Here is a 17,957-nt window from a genome sequence, read left to right as displayed (position 1 = left end):
TGGCCTGCCTGCAATGGAACATGCGGAGGGAGCAGCAAAATCTATGTCGTCTAAAGGGCTTAGCTTTTGAATGCCTTACGCTGCATTTGAATTTGCCGGTCGACAAGCTCCTCGCCTTGTCGGTGCTGGGACAGCAGGGAACCTGCCAGGCCTCCACCTCATTTTCGAACAGGGTCTAACGCACCGGCGTCACGCGGCACGATCATGCGTGTGGAGAGGCGTGATCCCCTTCTCATCACGCTGTTGCTTGATGGGACTGCTCAGGATGGACGGATTCTCAGCCGCACACACTAGCCATTGAGTTGATGGGCTACCCAATCCACGACGTCGGCGCGGGCTGTCGGATCGATCTCGATCCAGTTGATATGGGTTGGCGCCTGGACACCACTTTCCATGGCCATATCGGCATATAATGCGTTGATAGCCTGTGCTGCAATATCGTGATCAAGGCTCAGGAACATCGCAAAATGCGCAAGAACTGCGTATTCTCCGGGATGATCGCGCCCAAGTGCCTTCCAGCGCTGCGCGGTGCCGGCGAGCTTTCGATCCGCGACCACGACGTTATAGATTCCATCACACATCGAACCTGAAACCGCTTGGTAGTGACCCGTGATCCCGCGCGTGGCAAGCATCGCTATCAAGGGCTGGCACAACAGGCGATAGGCTGATCCGATCCGATCATGGCCAGTGGCATCGGCCGAAAAGCGCATTGAGAGGTTGATGACGTCTGGCCCCTGCACGACGGCCCCGCCACCCGTTTCGCGCAGGAATACCGGCCATCCTCTGGCTTCCGATGCTGCGATCGCCTGCTCGAAATTGTGATAATTGGCATGGCTGCGCGGCACGACAATACAGGGTGGCGTCTGCCAGAGCATCCACTTGAGCTCAGGGTCGTGCGGTGTCTCGCCGAGCAGGGCGCGCTCACGCGCCAACGCTTCATGATAGGGCAGATGCAAGACGAGATTCATTGAACAATCATCCTGACAGGATTGAATGCGGCGGCGCTGGACGCTGCTTTGCTTTAGGCAATCTGTTGCCATTTGACAAGCAAGGCTTGGCCTGTCGCTGAAACCCGCCCGAACAGTGTTGTGATCGGCCAGACGGGGCCGTCGTCGCCGTAGCCGGCGGCTCTGTTTTGCGCAAGGACATTGAGCCGCTGCATGCATTTGCCGGCCGGCCTGATTGTCAAACGATGAATGGAGCAAGGCAGCTATGCCTTAGCCCCCCGCCGTCACTCTGCCCAGTAATGTTTTGAACCGTTTGGACAGTGCATCTTGCAGTCTGTGCTTTTCAAACTGGCCGATCTCCATCAGCGGGATCCCGGCTCGTTCCAGCACGCTACGCTTCACCACCATCCGGAATGCAAAGATACCCACAGCATGCGGGAGAAGATGTCTCTTACCTCCCAGCACAGCCGTTGAAATCAATCCGCTGCCATAGGGCGATGGAGCTGATTTGCTGAAGGCGCTTTCACGGTGTTGATCTTGCGCCACAACTACGGCGTAACGGTTGGCGCGACGAAATGTTACTGCCTTTGCTTCTGCTCACTCCGCAGGCGAAACTACTGCTTGAGCAAGCTTTCGATCAGTGCGTATGTGGCGGTAACGCGGGCTTCGTTGGGATAATTCTTGTTTGCGAGCACCACGACTCCCAGACGTTCGCCTGGGATCATGGCGACATAGCCACCAAATCCGTTGGTTGAGCCGGTTTTATTGAGAATAACCTGCTTCTGAGGCGCAAGAGTGGGGTCGATCTTTTCAACCGGTTGTGGTTTCAAGATAAAATCATACCCGTTGCCCTCCACCATCTGTTTGACGGCGACTGGCCACGGATACTGTTCCCAGATCATATCCTGCGTGAACAGAGCCGTCTTGTATTGGCCTTGCTGCGTGCGGTTGATAGCTTGCTGCAGCTCGTGCGAGACGGCACCCGTTCCCAATTCGATATCAAGAAGTTTGAGCATGTCACGGGCGGTCGATTTCACACCATAGGCCTCGGCGTCGAGGACGCCCGGCGTGACCCTGATGGGAGCATCGGTCTTCCGATCATAACCAAAGGCATAGGTTTCTATTTTGTCGCTGGGAATATCTATCCAGCTATTGCGCAGACCGAGCGCCGGAAACAGCATTGTTTGCACAGCGGTCCTGTAATCGCTACCCAAGGCTTTGCCACTAATATAGCCAAGCATTCCAATGCTGATATTCGAATAGCTCCGCGCACCCGGATCGGAGGGCCGCCACTCCTTCAGCCAGTTGACCAAGCCGGCTATGTCCCCAACCTTTTCGGGTACCTGCAGCGGCAGGCCGCCCGAATGATGGGTCGCAAGGTCCATCAGGGTGAGTTTATCGCCGATTGTACATTTGTCCTCGCAAAGATGATGCGCCATTGTTTCATTGAGATCGAGGTCCCCGCGTTGTTCAGCCCAGGCTGCGAGGGTGGCGGTGAAGATCTTACTGATGGAGCCCAGTTCAAAAAGTGTATCAGGCGTCACGGGACTTTGTTGTTCGCGCGACGCCAATCCCGTCGCATAAAACTCATGGACACCATCTCGTGTTATACCGACAATCAGGCCTGGGACATTAAACTCTTGCACAATAGGCGCAAAGGCTGCTTGCGCTTTGGTTTGAAAATCATTTGCCATCACCAGCGTGGGATCAAACGCCACGAGTAGCGGTATCAGCTTGAGCGATAGCGAGGACAGCTTCATTTTGCAGCTCCATAAAGACCGAGAGTGATTATATGCATTGTCGCTAACCTGCCCTGTGGGGCAAAGTTAAGGCGGTAGCGTCCGCTCACGCTGAAAGGCTCGGGATAAATAAAGATGATCGTCTGTCTTCCACAACCGAACACAGGCGTGTCCTGCGAACGATACGCATTCAGCAGAACAGTTTACCACACCCCTCTAACGCCGCGTTGGAAACGCTTCCGCTGTCTGGATAGGAGTTCATTCCAAACAAGCCCGCGCTAACCATAGCACGGCAGAACGGTTCTTGGATGCACCCATGGTCCGCACCGAGAGGCCAGCTTCCTTTCTCACAAAACCCTGTCATCGTCACGGCTGGTTCAACTGTGAGGCGAGCAGTTTTTCGAGCAAAGTTGAGAGTGCCGCCTGCTCGTCGTCGCTCAGGCCCTGAACAATCGCGGCCAGATTATCGACATGGCTGAGTATAGCGCTTTCGATGACCCTCCTTCCGGACGCAGTCAGCGCGACAATTGAGCCGCGCTTATCATTTGGGTTAGGACGACGCTCAATGAAGCCACTTTTCTCCAGGCGATCCAATCTGTTCGTCATGCTTCCTGACGAAATCATCGCCACTTCGTAAAGATCGGTCGGCGTTAGGGCATAGGGTGCACCACTGCGTCTTAGCGTGGCAAGAACATCGAACTCTCCGGGCTGCAGCCCGAATTTTTCCAAGAGCGGATTCACCCTGTCTCGCGTTATCACCAACGCTGTCTCTCCCAGACGCCCGAGCAGAACCATTGGTCCTGTTTTGAGATCGGGCAATTCATTTGCCCATTGAGTAGCCGCAAATTTTGCGCGATCCATCGCCCACCTATCTTGACGTAGAGATACTTTATACCTAAACGAACTGAATATCTCTACGTAGAGATATATTCTCTAATCCCTATTTGCAAGGAGATGGATAAGGGCATGTCGCATTCCGTTCGCCCATTTTTATTCTCGCTCAGTATCGTTCTGGCCGGCCTGAACCTCCGGCCTATACTAGCATCTGTCAGCCCTTTGATGGATGTCATTCAGGAAAATACCGGACTCAATGACAGTTTAGCGAGCCTTTTGACGACAGTGCCTGTGGTGCTGATGGGTGTATGTCTTTTAGGCGCAACAAGGCTCAGAAGAGTTTTGACTGACCATAATGATATCCTTGTGGGGCTTATTCTCATATTTCTTGCCAGTATTGCGCGCGCGTTCGCCCCGGGTTCCGCGCAACTCCTCATCACGGCAATTGCCGGTGGGATCGGAATCGCAATCGTGCAGGCACTCATGCCCATTGTCATCAGAACACAGCGCCGACAACGCTCCGCAAGCCTGATGGGCATCTATTCAACCGCTATTATGGGTGGAGCACTTGTGGCCAGCAGTGCGGCACCATGGATCTCGGATCTTTGCTCCTGGCAAATCGCGCTGAGTGTATGGGCCATACCCGCAATCATTGCGATTATATTGTGGGTGAGACTTGGCGAAGGAGTGGGATCAGTATCTTCCAGGCCACCAGGAAACCCGTACAAGAGTCTCCGCGCCTGGGCGCTCCTGGTCTTCTTTGGACTGGCCACCGGCGCCTACACGCTGGTTCTCGCATGGCTTCCACCATTTTACACGCAGTTGGGGTGGTCGGCCAAAGCAGCAGGGGCGATCCTAGGATTGCTGACCGCAGCGGAAGTGGTAGCAGGAATTGCAGTATCTTTGCTCGTCAGCAAAATCAAAGATCGGCGCTGGATGCTGTTGACGGCACTAGCCTCGCTGCTGGCCGGACTAATCTGTTTGTGTCTTGCGCCGGTCGCTCTTGCATGGCCCGCCGCTATACTCACTGGCTTTGGCATAGGCGCATTGTTTCCGCTTTCTCTCATCACTGCTCTCGACCATGGCACCAAGGATGAGATAGCCGGTGCGATCGTTAATTTTGTGCAGGGCGGTGGCTACGTCCTTGCGGCATCACTTCCTTTCGCTGCGGGTATTATCAGGCAGAGCCTCGCCGACCTCACGCCTGCCTGGTGGCTGATGGCTGCTTTGTGTCTGGTTCTGGCGGTGCTCGCCAGCCGCTTTCGGCCCACTGACCGTATCAACTTGGATAGATAGAACAGCGGTAACGTACTCCGAAACGACACAGTTTCACTTAAGAAAAACTTTGAAGGAGCAGCACCATCACTGCCAGTGGTCATCATGTGCGCTCTATGACACCCTCGCGGACCCATTCTGGTTGCGATCACCGATATGACTTTCATATTGATCTGGTGCGTACAATCGCACCAGGGCCTTCGGCGTTTTGATGAAGCTTCTCCGTGATCTCAGCGCGCTCCGATCCTGCCTCCCGAGGCCTTGGGAGGCGAAGAACATAGCACACATCGCAGGGAGTGACCGCATCAAACTTTGATGACTGGATTAGGAACAGCAGCACCTGCAAAATATGCTTTCAGGTTCGCAAGTACCATATCCTCCTGAGCCTCACGCGCTTCAACCGTTGCGTAGGCAATATGCGGAGAAAGGATCAGGTTGGGGGCATTCAATAGGCGTTCGGAGACATGAGGCTCGTTCTCAAAGACATCAAGAGCAGCCCCCGCAATGGCTTCTTGTTCAAGCGCTTTTGCAAGGGCGGCTGAATCTATCAAAGAACCGCGCGCTATATTAACAATATAGCCACTTGTTCCCAATCGTGAGATTATATCACTCCCAATGATGTGGCGATTGTTGCAATCTGCCCGAGCAGCAACGAGCAGGATATCTGCCCAGTCAGCCAATTGCTCAAGACTTGGCAAATATCGGTAGGGCTGTTCCTTTTTGCGTGCACGACTGAAGTAGCCTATATCCATCTCAAAGATGGCAGCACGCTGTGCCACTTTGCAACCAATCGCGCCCAGTCCAAATATTCCAAGCTTTGCCCCTTTGACACCGGCAACCGCTGGCATGCTGACGAGCGCATTGCTGACCCATTTTCCGTCCCGAACGAAGCGATCTGCTGCAAGAATCTGACGTGTCGAAGCCAAAATTTGCGCCATAGCGAAATCCGCAACGCTTGAAGCATTGGCACCGGGACTGTGGGTAACAACCAGATCCCGTGCTGATGCAGCTGCCAAATCAATACCCTCGAAACCGGTGCCGAAGAAGGCAACCATTCCGAGATCAGGTGAAGCATCGATAATCTGCTGATTTTGTTTTATTCCGCCTTTTGTGACCAGGGCTTCAACACCGTCAAACCTGATTGCAGCCACCTCGATCTGTCGAACCGCAGCGGGCGACGATATTTTGTAGTTTTCTGAGAGGATATCCTTGAATCGGTCTGAAAAATCGCAAGCAAGAAGGAGGGTCGGTTTAACCAATTTTGCAACCTTTGCGGAGTTTGGGGTCTTGTCACAACCAGCGTCAGGCATCAGTGATTTCTTGAAGTTGTATTAATACCTCGAATGCGGGTTACCAGTCGAACGGGGTTTTGTTATCCTACCGATTAGTGCTACTAATGGGCGATGAACCCACGACATATTCCACCCTTGCCATCTCTACGCGCTTTTGAAGCCTCTGCGCGCCTCGGCAGCTTTACAGCTGCCGCGCAGGAGTTGAACGTCACTCAGTCAGCGGTTAGCCAGGCAGTGCGCCAGCTCGAAGAGCACTTAGGACGTGAACTTTTCAAGCGCCACGCTGCGACAATCCAGTTAACGCCGGAAGCAAGGCAATTTGCCACTAACCTGGGCAGAATACTGGAGGAGCTTCTCGAAGCCACCAACGCCTTATCACTTGAAACGACACCGGTCACAGTCGCTTGCGCCCGCTCAATTCTTCATCATTGGTTCCTGCCTGGTCTGCGTGAATTTCGTATTTTACACCCCACCATCATGCTTCAGATTATAGGTACCGGTCGAGGAGAGGCTGGTTCATCGGTGGATTTCAGTCTTGTGAGCGCATCACCTGCAGCGCCTCCTCCCGACAGTGAACTCCTATGGATTGATCGCCTTGTCCTTGTTGCATCGCCTGAACTGGCCGAGCAGGTTAGAAACAACGGCAATAAATTGGAGGGAATACCAAAGATAGGCACGTTCGGTTCCGACTGGAGCAGATGGCAATCAGATGGGCTCTTTGCTGAAGCTTCAAATTCGGGTCTGATTCTGCGTCTTCGCGAAGCAACAGCTATAATCCATGCTGCGCTCGAAGGATTGGGAGTGGCACTAGTTAGCGAGTTTTTGGCGGCGGAAGAAATCAGGAGCGGCCGGCTTGTTTTACTTAGTGAAAGGCGACTGCCACGTGATCATGCTATTTGGTTACAAAGCCGAATAAAAACCCCCAGCGATAATGCATTCAGGCTGATTGAATGGTTGAAGGCTAGAGTAAACACCTCGCAGCACAATGATGCGTGACAATCCGACTTTACAAGTCGAGCAGGCAGAATTGGCGATTATGATCGTGAAATCATATTGGATATGCATGGTCGGCGTTAGTTTCAGCACGTTCCATTCATGAGCAATGATGGCCAAACACGAAGGAATCGAGCATTCTTATCATCGAGAACGTTAACCTGGAGCCAGCGACGATGAACGACCGAGAAAAAAAGGGCTCTTTTGATGGCCCCCAGTTGCAGGGAATGCATTATGAGAGAGCTGACATGACGGGTACGCATTTCGATGGCGTCAACCTTGCGGGTGCTCAATTTCATGCGGTACTCACAAAAGCCAAATTCACCGACACCAATTTGGGCGAAACAATTTTTGACGACATCAACCTTGCCGGCTCACGCTTTAATAACGTGAACTTATCAGCAGCCACGCTCACAAACGCCAATCTATCAGGACTGTCTATAACAGGTGTTACATTGGCAAACTCGAGCATTGAGGATGCTGATTTAACCGGAATGAAGATTAATGGGGTGCTCGTGACGGACCTGTTCTTAGCCTACGAGAAGCTTAAATTCCAAGGTGACCAATAATCCGTACACGGTTACAACGGTGTCAGATTTCGAAGCCTCTTCAAGGGCGAAATCGTGATCGTATCGCGGTCGATCACGCTCAAGTTGCGGCGCAGATGCTTTCTAGCCGAACAGAATAGTCCCGGGTCGACGACCTGATATCGGCGTCTACATCGAAACCAAAGCCCCACCAGCTTTGAATTCGACGCCGACCTCACGAGGTTTGCGATGCGTGAAAGTTTAAAGCCAGGCGACAATACGGCGAGTGCGGACTCCGCAACGTCCACCAAGCAGAGCGAAAAGTTCCCACTTAAATCCAGGTTTACCGACCTCATAATGGGGCCGTCACTTTATCTTCAAGAGAGAAAAGCGGTGCAAGGCAATGTGACGCGATCATTGCTTGTGCGACACGAACAGGGTCTGCACTTGCTTTCCGGCCATGATTGAGGCTTCAGACAGTTGAATTAAGGAGATGGGCATGTATTTCAAATCCATTGTTACCGCCCTTGTTGGCTTGTGCGCATTGTCATCCGCTGCTGACGCTGCCATCGCTCCGAATTACCAAAGAGCAAAAGAGATGACTGCCGTCATCGAAGCGGTTGCCAAACTGGTTCCTGCTCATCCAATCACAAAAGTGATTTATCAGAAGCGCCATCAGTATCGGGTCATTGCCGGACCATGCTCTATTCGGGCCATGATCGTGACTGAGCCTCAGAGGAATCCGACGCTTGGTGCGCAGCAATTTGATGTGACCTTGTTCCCGCAACGCTGCGGGAAGTAGATCAAAAACATAGAGGCGAGTTCTCATATCGTATCGCCGATGGAACCTCGTATTTCCTCAAAGCCATGCGTCCCCCTGTGAGCGCAGGGAAAACTTCCATCCGAGCTAACAAACTTGCCTGTTGCTTGTCACAATTGTTCCGTTACGCCATTGATTGGGAATGAGGCACCGGATTTTTCGTTGTGAATTACGACCACGCTCGCTACACGTTCGATGATCTGCGCGATGACACACTGTTGTGCCATTTGATAGTGAACGGCTTGCCCGTTCGATATGGCCCTGAACACAACTTCATGACATTAAGCGCTACCAAAGGGTTGCTTCTGCAGGTTGCAATGCGTCCTTATAAGCCTGTCCGTATGACAGATCTTCGCTCGCTGGATGTCAATCTGTACTCGATTGCGAGATGGGCTCGAACAACTTGCATTTGATCTGAGATCGAGACCATCGTAGACAGCAAAAGATTTCACTGTTCACCGGATTCTACTCGTATTTATGAAGAGAATTGTTCTGAATTTATCCATCGCATTGCTCCCGCTTTTCGGTGCAGCCCTGTTGCTGACCGGGTTTGAAACAAGGCATCGTGAACATCGCACCGATTACAGTTTTTTTATTAAACAGCGGCCATCACCACAAATATTCTTTGAAAACCCGATGGTCTGTGGAGAATGCGACGTTGAAATATACGAGAACTTATCCCTGTCTCGTATTGAAGAAATTCAGACTTTTTGCCACCAACGCTTCGGCCTCAACAATCTGCGGACCTGTCATGCCATATCCGCTGAGAAACAACGACAGGCACGCTCATATCGGCAGGATCTTGATGCAATCGCTCAGGTCGCTGCGCGCTTTATCAACAACAGCAACATCGAAAACGGTACGAATTTCCTGTTTCCGTCCCTTGATGACAAAACCGTTGTGACGGAATGTACGCTACCACTGAGTGCAAAGTGGCGCGAAGATACGAAGAGGAATAAACGCATCATTGTTAGTTGCGAAGAGACGAATAGGCCTGCACCGGAAAACCGCTGGGACGTCACAATTTCCGTTACTGATTGAACGCTGACCGAAGCAGTACCTTAGACGGCTAACAAAACCCGCAATGGCACAGCGGTGGTTGTCTATCGAGGCTTGCTTTTCACGTTTCATGCTCCCATTTGCTCTGATTTTTATCAGCGTTAGCCCGCCAGCACGTCCGTCCGCTTAGACGTGACACCCTCCATGTCGTTGTGGGGCTGCATCACGTGTTGCTGATCGCAGCCGTTAATCAAAAATTGCGATTATGAAATAGCAGGTCTCCTGCGACAGGAACGCAGGAGGTGATGCTTGTTCTCCAAGCCGCCAAATCACTCGAGACGCCCGACCAGCAATGAACGGCATGGAATTTTACTGATTACAGGTGCCTTGCAAAGCACATGCCGGGTTGAACTGGATTGGTAATCGCTTTGAATTGATGGAACTCTTTTACCATAACACCAGAGCCGATTTTAAATGTTGGTCGATATCCCAGCACGGACATTCCGGCAAGGCGAACCTGTTAGGACAAATCTACCGGCCACCTGCTGTAGCGCTGATACAGAACAGATTTTTATCGAGCTTGGATCACGCGAGACAATCAGTCCAAGTCTGCGCAGTCTTGTGAAACTCCTGCTCACGGTTTCAACGGTCATCCCTAAAAAGTCAGCTATATCCTGCCGTGGCATTGGTATGTGAACAATTTGTTGTAGAGGTTTTTGCTGGTAGAGAAGGAGGATAAAGCAAGATAACTTCTCAACTGATGACAACCGTCCCAGAATAACCTGTAAGGAGTTTGATCTTCTTAGTAAATTTCGGGTTTCTTTCTGCAAGGCCAGCCGCGCCCCTTCATTGCAGCTGATAAACTCTTGCAGTTTGGATTGAGATAGAGACGTCAATTTGCTTTGCACAACAGTCTCAACGCTTTTGGAATAGGAATCGTTATCAATCAGCCCGATCAAGTCGTTGGGGAACAAGAAACGCGTTATTTGTCGTCTGCCATCTGACAAGAACCGGAAAGCCCTCAGCATTCCAGAATTGACCATATAAACGCGGCGAATTTCATCACCTTCGCTCACCACACTATAATTCTGGGAGAATGTTCTGACAGCGCCATCGCATTGGGCGAATGCTCTGCCCATGGCAATTTCATGAAACACGGTTCTGTCTCCCCTTTTTTCGCTGGGACCAACGCTCTGGTTCTGTGGCAGCGTCCATGAGACAGCTTTGAGAGGTTCACGTTCGAGGGTGCTCCATCTCGGCAACCCGTCGTCATTTAGATGTTACCCTGATCAACGAAGGCCGTCCTTGACCTAAAGCAAACTCTCTGAACCAACAAATCTGGTCACGCCTCCCTTCAAGCTTCAACGGGACAAGATGAGTGCAAGTCCCGCCACAACAAATATAGCCCCAAGCCAAGCTCCTGTATTCGGCTTCTGACCGGTCCTCAGCCATAACATTGGAAGAATAATGACTGGCGTTGTTGCTGAAATCGTCGAAACTATACCCGTCTCTCCACCTGAAAGAGCGAACAGCATCAACGTCATACCCATGGCCAGCGCGAGAATGCCCGACAGCGCAGTCATGAATGCCACTTGGATAGATAAACGATTACGTGGCCGCACAGCTGCAAAAGGAAATGCGGAGAGAGCACTAAGGCAGCAAGCCGCCGTGCCAACGCGGAGCAGTGAAGCGAGGAATGGATCAATACCACTTTCCATTACCGGTCGTACAATGATGGATCCAACCGCTTGACCCGTCGCAGCCAGAAGACCCAATGATATTCCCACCATCCAGGAACCATGGACCGTTTCGAGCGCATGAGTGATCACACGGCGACTATTGAAAAATATCGCAAAGCAGACCCCGACAATCGTTAGGGTGATACCAGCAACCAACCCAAGCGTCAGTTGCTCGCCCAGAATTCCCCATCCGAGAAACGCGGCGATCGGGGCATTCATGGCAAATAAAATCCCTGCGCGGCGAGGCCCCAATCTGTTGAGGGTAGCAAAGAGCATGGTATCGCCAAGGAATATGCCGATCACGCCAGAAAGGAAGAGAGGGATTGCAGTGGCAAAGGATAGTTGATGCCAGGTTCCGGTCGCCACCACATAGATTATCAGCACAAAACTAACGAATAGCTGGCGCATCTGATTGAATGTGAACGCACCGAGATGATCGGCAGGTCCAGCGGAAATCAGACCGGTCAGAGCCCAGCATATAGCGGCTCCTAAGGCTGCCAGTTCATAAATAGGCATAGCGCCCCCTAGAAAACCTGAAGCTCTCAATTTTTGACGTGAAGTAACTGAGTTGCAGTTTCACTTATCGGACGCCGGCAGCAATGGCAATTGTTCGGCGAAGTCCGTGGCAAGGGCAAGATGAAATTTTCAGGCCGTCCACTCCCCAGACATCAATACCGAGTATTTACGCCCAGGATAACGCCCGCACGGTGAGAGGAATGATACTGACCACCATGGAAAAGCGGTCGGCGGGTTCGCCGCGCGCACCTTCTTTCGACATAAATGCCTCTTCGACAGATTCCTATGCAGTCTTACGAGAACATCATCGAGCAAACAATGAACCGATTTTCGAAGAAGTCATTCCCCCGCGCCGGGAAGCGATTGTTCGCAATGGGGCGGAAAACTTGTTGAGAAGAAACTCTCCAGAACAGTAGTCTGCGAGACCGGATTGCAAGAGCGTCCCAGCCTAGCACTCGCGAACCCTTCGTGCCACGCCGGAGAATGAAGCCAAGGCAAACCGCGCGGCGAAAGCGGAGTACGGGCCGGGCGCATCAGGCGGGCCAGGATGTGGGAACTTTAAATTGGAGTTTCTCACTCCCTCTGTTCACCATATTCCTGGCTGATGAGCAGTTCGGCAAGTTTCTGCGCTGCGGGCCCAAGTGCCTCGTCCCGGCGGTAGGCGACATAGGCACTCGACGTGACTTCGCCAGTGTGGCCCATGGCGCTGACATTGAGGCGCACAAGCGTTCCTTGCTCCAAGTCCAGCTCAACGAGCCAATGCGGGAGCCGCCCCCAGCCCGCGCCCCCCAGGATCAGATGGTGTTTGGTGTCCTGTGAATTGACTCGGCAGGTCTGTGACGAAAAGACCCCGAAATCTCGGCCCGCCGATATGTCGGATGGATCGGTCAGAACGATCTGGAGATGATCGGCAACATCCATCACCTCCAGTGGATGACCCGCTTGGCGCAACGCCAGCGGATGGGTCGAAGCGACGACCGAGACCTGACGTACAGTTGTCAGCGGCTCAAATTTGATGTGAGGGTCGCGGAACTCTTCACCCACCATTATCGCAAGCACACAGCGGCTCTTTCGAAGCGCATCGAGCGGACCGCCCATCGCTTCCGACCACACCCGAACGGCAACAGCAGGATAATCATGTCGCATCTGTGAGATTGCGTGTGCGACCGCCCGCATCGGGAAGAGTGTGTCGACCGAGATTGCGAGCTGGGTTTCCACACCATGTGCGAAGCCAAACGCTTGGGCGCGCAACACGTCCACGCGCAGAATGATGTCGCGTGCATTACCAAGCAATACATATCCCTCCGGAGTCAGGGCGGGCTTATATCCGGAACGGTCAAACAGTTTTACGCCAAGTGTGTTCTCAAGATTGGCGATGGTGGCGCTCACACCCGACTGGACACGTGAAAGCTTCTGAGCCGCAGAGCGGAAGCTGCCACTATCGGCGATGGTCACGAAAGTCCGAATCTGATCGAGAGTCAGGGCGTCCAACATGATCTATCCTTGTGATCATCATTAGCATTTTTATATCACTTATTACGCTCGTCGTTTTGATGCAACCTTATGATCGATTAGATTAACGCGAGGCCGACGAGATGACGAAAGTGCTGGTGCTTTACTATTCCTCCTATGGGCATATCGAAACGATGGCTTCCGCGGTGGCGAGTGGCGCGCGAGAGGTGGGTGCGACAGCTGCGATCAGGCGCGTGCCTGAGCTTGTTCCCGAATCAGTTGCTGCAAGGGCCGGATACAAGATCGATCAATCCGCGCGGGTCGCAACCATAGCAGAGCTTGCGGATTACGATGCCATCATCATCGGGACACCGACGCGTTTCGGCAATATGGCATCGCAGATGAAGAACTTTCTCGACCAGACCGGTGGGCTCTGGTTTGAGGACAAGCTGGTCGGAAAAGTGGGCGGCGTCTTCACCTCAACCGGGAGCCAGCATGGAGGACAGGAGACAACGATCCTGTCCACCCAGACTGTTCTGCTTCACCTCGGCATGATGATCGTCGGCTTGCCCTACAGCTTCAAGGGCCAGATGCGGATGGACGAAATCACGGGCTGCTCGCCATATGGTGCATCGACCCTGGCCGATGATGGACAGGGAGGGCAGCGTGCGGTCAGTGACAACGAGCTTGCGGGCGCACGCTTTCAGGGACGGCATATCGCGGAGATCACTGCCGCCATGGTAGCCGGTCGCGTGGCAAGGGCGTCGTGATGCTGCCGTCAATAAACAAAGCAATGTCCACGCGCTGGGCCGCAGTATTCGTCATCGTTGGCGCCGGGATTGCGGCCGCCTTGCAGGTTGGCAAGGCGGCAATTGCAGCCCCACTTTTGCAGAGTGATTTTGGTATCGCCCTGACGGCGATCGGCTGGCTGGCTGGAATATTTGCGCTCGTTGGTCTTGTGGGCGGCATTCCGACCGGTGCGTTTGTCGCGCGTTTCGGTGCGCGGCGCATTCTCATCATCGGGCTTTTGATTACGACAGCCGGCGCGGCGCTTGGCGCGGCGACACTGGGGCTGCCAATCCTGTTTTCTGGCCGCATTGTCGAAGGGGCGGGATTCCTGCTGGTGACCGTCGCTGCACCCTCATTGCTCGAAGAGGTTACACAACCAGCTGATCGTGATCTGGCCTTCGCCCTCTGGAGTTGTTTTATACCTGTCGGCATGGCGACGGCGATGTTGGTTGGGCCGGTCTTCGAGGACTGGCGGACGATGTGGTGGGCAAGCGGCGCGGTTGCGCTGGCGATGTGCATGGGTGTTGGACTTGTCATTCCTGCCCACGGGCGAAACCAGTTCTTATCCTGGAGCAGCTTGCGCCGCGACAGCATAATTGTGTCGCGCAACTCAGGTGCTGTCGCATTGGCGATCACCTTTGCGCTCTACAGCCTGGTGTTTTTTGCTGTCTTCAGCTTCCTGCCGGTACTGCTGATGGAGCGCCTGAAGGTCACGCACCAGACGGCTGGATTGCTCAGCGCACTTGCCGCAGCCGTGAACGTCATCGGCAATCTGACGGCAGGCCTGCTCCTCTCCAGAGCCTTTAGCCGCCCGGCCCTGCTGATCGTTGCATTCCTCGTGATGGGACTGGCCAGTTTCGGGATATTTCTCCCCTACCTGCCCGACAGTGCTGCCTTCGGCCTGTGCCTGTTGTTCTCGACTGTCGGCGGTGTCATTCCGGCAATCCTGCTGTCCTCCGCGTCAATTGTCGCGCCTTCGGCAGGGTTGGCTCCAATTGTTCTGGGCCTGATCATTCAAGGCAACAATCTGGGGCAGATTCTTGGTCCGACAGCTATTGGCGGTGTACTGGAACGGTTTGGCTGGGATTCAGCGGCCTACATCGTGGCTAGCGCGGCACTCATTGCGATACTCGTGGTGGCCTTGTCTCTCAGGCGCCTGGGTGCAAAGAAGGTCATCCTTGGGATGGGAGAGCGCTGATGAGCATCGACGCTCCGACGCGGTTAATGAATTACAACTTTCAACCTCGTTTCCCACCGGCCTAAGGAAAAGATCAGACCATAACAGCAGACCTTACGCAGCCTGACTGTTCAAGGAAGGTGGAAGGTGCTGCCGCTCCAGCCATTACACTCCCCACAGTTCGTAACGATCATTGGCGTAAAGATCCAGGCCGGCGCCTGCATCAACCAGTAATCCGGCACTCGAGATGAAGAGATAAACACAAAGCCGTGAACGTTCTTGCAACATTCCCGACAGCCTTACCACCTAGAAGTGACGAAGAACAGTAATATTACCCCATAGGCCGCAGCTAGCCCTTCGCGGTGTTTATTCTGGCGCCAACCTCTATTGCGAGCGAGAAAACAAACCGCCGGTCGATGACCTCATAGAATCAATGGTTTGCAACGAATTCAATTCGGTTATTGCATGGCCTTCTAGCCGTATTGTTTATTAGTCATGGAACGAACTCGAAATAAAAAAGTTGCCAAACTTCCTTCGGACAAACACCGTTCTATAGTAGCGAATTTTGTGTTCCTGTCCAATTACCATGACCAGCGCAAACGCTCATAGTCGCAGTTTTTAACGATTCTAATTTACATCACGCGTTTCAAACTGTAACTTTGCATTTCGTTTCAGAGCCACTGGTGTCTAGGACTCAGAAAAAAGCGATGCGTCTAACAAAGCAATCTAATTATGCTGTCCGTCTTCTTATGTATTGCGCGACAAACGAGGGCAATATCTCGCGGGTCTCAGAGATCGCGCGTGTCTATAGCATCTCAGATCTTTTCCTCTTCAAAATCCTTCATCCCCTTGTTCAGGCGGGCATGGTTGAAACTATCAGAGGACGGAGTGGCGGCATCAGACTGGCTAAAGGTTCTGGCGAGATAACTCTTTTTCAAGTGATAAGGATCACGGAAGAAAATTTCGCATTATCGGACCATCTTGAAGGGGATGGCGCCTGTCCTTCCAGCGACAAATATGGGGTATCCACGGTATTTCGCGAAGCGCTGAGTGCATTTTTCCGAGTATTGTCCAATTATACCATAGCTGATCTCGTCGCAGCCCAACCCAATATTATAACCCTGTTGGATCTTGACCCTAAGCCGCGCACCAAACCTTAGAGCGGAAGGGTTTTATTGCCTAACGTGTGGGCCGCACCTTACAAGGTATTTTATCCGGGGGTGATCAATTTGCCTGCTGGATCCACTCTCCCGCTAAGCCATCAGCCAATCCAACGAACTTAGATGCTTTCAGCGTGCTTGTTTATCTGGCTATCGCACTTGGGTCTTCGATCCCACTGTCATAGATGCCGTATATTCGTTTTGCCAGTTTTCTTGCTTCGGATGCGCTCAAAGACGACCTCGAGCAATTTGCAAGTCTCGTCATAGGCTCTCTGCAGTTTACGCAGTTGGTCGGGGTTGTATGTTCCTATGAACGGATCGGAACGAAACGGCATAGCACATTCTCATTTTTAGTGGCATTAGCTTGCTGATTTTGACGCAGCGCTTTGCAATTACATGGGGATCTCGTTCACCGTTTTCAAAAAGGCGAATTAGGACGCGGACGATCGGTCAAGCTCTTCATCTTTGGCGGAAGAATGGCCAAGTAGCTCATTAGCGCCATTATATGCGCTCTGAAGCAATTTAATGTCAGTTGGTGAGAATGCACCACGTCTGCCTGCTGTTCTGAATGGCATAGCGATTACCCTCAGTTCTTAAAGCTATTGAACGCCAACACCGAGGAACTTGCAATTTTATTGGCGTTCTTTGGTTAACGACTCGCATCAAGAATATGCGAGATAGTGCAGTATTATAGATTAATATCAGCGTTCGCGAGTTCTGCCCTATTCAAGCATCCTTGCAATATCAGCCACCCTTCTGGCTGCTAGCTCATGATCTCCATCACCGTCTTAAAATGCAAGCAAAATGTAGTGCGCCAGAATATCCTTGTTAGAAAGCGTATTGGGATCACGCTTAATGACTCGCAGCAACTGTCAGATGCTTTAGAAGCAAAAAAGTTCTTTCGGTTTGAACACACCATTATAAGCATCGTCTCCGAATGGATTTCGCCTTACCCTTTGTTCCGGAACGGGGAAACACGAAGCAACTGAAAGCAAAAATTGACTGTATCTTCGACTAGGTAAAAGCGGATTGACCTGAGCCCCTAGGTTTCTTTCAAAATTTGGTAGAGTCCGTCACGACAAGGAGGGCAGTTCAGAGACGGAAGGATGAAGCGTTCACGGTTCACAAAAGAACAGATTATCAGGATCTAGAAGGAGCATGAGACTGGCCTGTCCACTTCGCCGATTCCATCAAGCTGCTTGAGAATCCTGATCTTCGAACCGCAGTTGATAGCTCCTTCGACCTCGCAAACCTGAATGCGCTCCTTCTCCAGACTTTTAAGCTGCGAGTGCACGAGATCCAGCCGTTCACACTGGCGGCAAAGCTCACGGAAGATGAAGCGCCCGAACTCCCTGCCGTCGCCAGTTCGGATACTCGAAAGCGCCTCTTTCCAGCGTACTCCCCAAAGGCCAGAAACAGAGAGAATGCCGTGGAGAACAAGCAATGAGCGGATACGATGGACGTGTCGCCTGCGCTCCTTCTTCAATTGTGTACGTAGAGAAAGACGCTTGGCGTCGTCTTCCTCAATTGTAGGGAGCCGTACAGGTCGACAAACTGACTTGTCTCAAAGCAAATACGCCTTCGCTTCAACATCGACGCGGTCTGTCACCACAGGTTGGCCTCGTCGTGAAACCAGAAAGCTGGATGGGTCGAGGATTGTAGTCTGAAAGCCGCAATCCATGAGAAGACGGGCCAGCC

15 protein-coding genes are annotated in these 17,957 nt (G+C 52.5%); 8 read left to right on the top strand and 7 right to left on the bottom strand.

Annotated elements, in window-relative coordinates; translation table 11 throughout:
• Positions 1–290: 290 nt before the first annotated feature.
• From RT142_RS09940 to RT142_RS09930, 3 genes are all read right to left on the bottom strand, one after another.
• A complete protein-coding gene (locus RT142_RS09940) occupies positions 291–968 on the bottom strand; it encodes a lipoyl protein ligase domain-containing protein (RefSeq protein WP_171380339.1) in 678 nt (225 codons plus the stop codon).
• 593 nt (positions 969–1,561) lie between these two features.
• Positions 1,562–2,707: a class C beta-lactamase gene (ampC, locus tag RT142_RS09935; RefSeq protein ID WP_171380340.1), complete on the bottom strand. Its 1,146-nt coding sequence runs from the start codon at positions 2,705–2,707 to the stop codon at positions 1,562–1,564.
• Between the two features lie 345 nt (positions 2,708–3,052).
• Positions 3,053–3,547, bottom strand: coding sequence for a MarR family winged helix-turn-helix transcriptional regulator (locus RT142_RS09930; RefSeq protein ID WP_064322857.1), 495 nt, complete (start codon positions 3,545–3,547; stop codon positions 3,053–3,055).
• A gap of 105 nt (positions 3,548–3,652) precedes the next feature.
• Between RT142_RS09930 and RT142_RS09925 the strand changes: the two genes are divergently transcribed.
• On the top strand, positions 3,653–4,816 hold the full coding sequence (locus tag RT142_RS09925; RefSeq protein ID WP_007880893.1) for an MFS transporter: 1,164 nt from the start codon (positions 3,653–3,655) through the stop codon (positions 4,814–4,816).
• A gap of 284 nt (positions 4,817–5,100) precedes the next feature.
• Here the strand turns inward: RT142_RS09925 and RT142_RS09920 are convergent, their stop codons facing one another.
• Entirely contained in the window at positions 5,101–6,054 is a 954-nt protein-coding gene (locus RT142_RS09920; RefSeq protein WP_313028467.1) for a 2-hydroxyacid dehydrogenase, read from the bottom strand.
• A 168-nt stretch (positions 6,055–6,222) separates the two neighbouring features.
• On the opposite strand from RT142_RS09920, the gene RT142_RS09915 reads away from it, so the two are divergent.
• From RT142_RS09915 to RT142_RS09900, 4 genes are all read left to right on the top strand, one after another.
• On the top strand, positions 6,223–7,083 hold the full coding sequence (locus RT142_RS09915; RefSeq protein ID WP_064322859.1) for a LysR family transcriptional regulator: 861 nt from the start codon (positions 6,223–6,225) through the stop codon (positions 7,081–7,083).
• Between the two features lie 173 nt (positions 7,084–7,256).
• Positions 7,257–7,649, top strand: coding sequence for a pentapeptide repeat-containing protein (locus tag RT142_RS09910; protein ID WP_064322860.1), 393 nt, complete (start codon positions 7,257–7,259; stop codon positions 7,647–7,649).
• 457 nt (positions 7,650–8,106) lie between these two features.
• On the top strand, positions 8,107–8,409 hold the full coding sequence (locus RT142_RS09905; protein WP_007880897.1) for a hypothetical protein: 303 nt from the start codon (positions 8,107–8,109) through the stop codon (positions 8,407–8,409).
• A gap of 495 nt (positions 8,410–8,904) precedes the next feature.
• Complete coding sequence (locus tag RT142_RS09900) at positions 8,905–9,468, top strand: hypothetical protein (RefSeq protein WP_171380343.1); 564 nt, start codon at positions 8,905–8,907, stop codon at positions 9,466–9,468.
• A gap of 428 nt (positions 9,469–9,896) precedes the next feature.
• Here the strand turns inward: RT142_RS09900 and RT142_RS09895 are convergent, their stop codons facing one another.
• The 3 genes from RT142_RS09895 to RT142_RS09885 all read right to left on the bottom strand — a co-directional run bounded on the left by RT142_RS09895 (position 9,897) and on the right by RT142_RS09885 (position 13,175).
• Positions 9,897–10,583, bottom strand: coding sequence for a Crp/Fnr family transcriptional regulator (locus tag RT142_RS09895; RefSeq protein ID WP_171380344.1), 687 nt, complete (start codon positions 10,581–10,583; stop codon positions 9,897–9,899).
• A 204-nt stretch (positions 10,584–10,787) separates the two neighbouring features.
• Positions 10,788–11,681, bottom strand: a complete 894-nt coding sequence (locus RT142_RS09890) for a DMT family transporter (RefSeq protein ID WP_007880900.1) — start codon at positions 11,679–11,681, stop codon at positions 10,788–10,790.
• Positions 11,682–12,254: 573 nt separating this feature from the next.
• Entirely contained in the window at positions 12,255–13,175 is a 921-nt protein-coding gene (locus RT142_RS09885) for a LysR family transcriptional regulator (protein WP_007880903.1), read from the bottom strand.
• 101 nt (positions 13,176–13,276) lie between these two features.
• Between RT142_RS09885 and wrbA the strand changes: the two genes are divergently transcribed.
• The 3 genes from wrbA (at position 13,277) to rirA (ending at position 16,259) form a co-directional block, all read left to right on the top strand.
• A complete protein-coding gene (gene wrbA, locus RT142_RS09880) occupies positions 13,277–13,903 on the top strand; it encodes an NAD(P)H:quinone oxidoreductase (protein WP_007880910.1) in 627 nt (208 codons plus the stop codon).
• Positions 13,904–13,926: 23 nt separating this feature from the next.
• A complete protein-coding gene (locus tag RT142_RS09875; RefSeq protein ID WP_235972535.1) occupies positions 13,927–15,120 on the top strand; it encodes a CynX/NimT family MFS transporter in 1,194 nt (397 codons plus the stop codon).
• A gap of 686 nt (positions 15,121–15,806) precedes the next feature.
• On the top strand, positions 15,807–16,259 hold the full coding sequence (gene rirA / locus RT142_RS09870; protein WP_171380346.1) for an iron-responsive transcriptional regulator RirA: 453 nt from the start codon (positions 15,807–15,809) through the stop codon (positions 16,257–16,259).
• Positions 16,260–17,957 lie beyond the last annotated feature (1,698 nt).

The sequence above is a fragment of the Brucella sp. genome (assembly GCF_032066345.1).
In the GTDB taxonomy this organism is placed as follows: domain Bacteria; phylum Pseudomonadota; class Alphaproteobacteria; order Rhizobiales; family Rhizobiaceae; genus Brucella; species Brucella pseudogrignonensis.
This window is presented reverse-complemented; position numbering and strand designations above follow the sequence as displayed.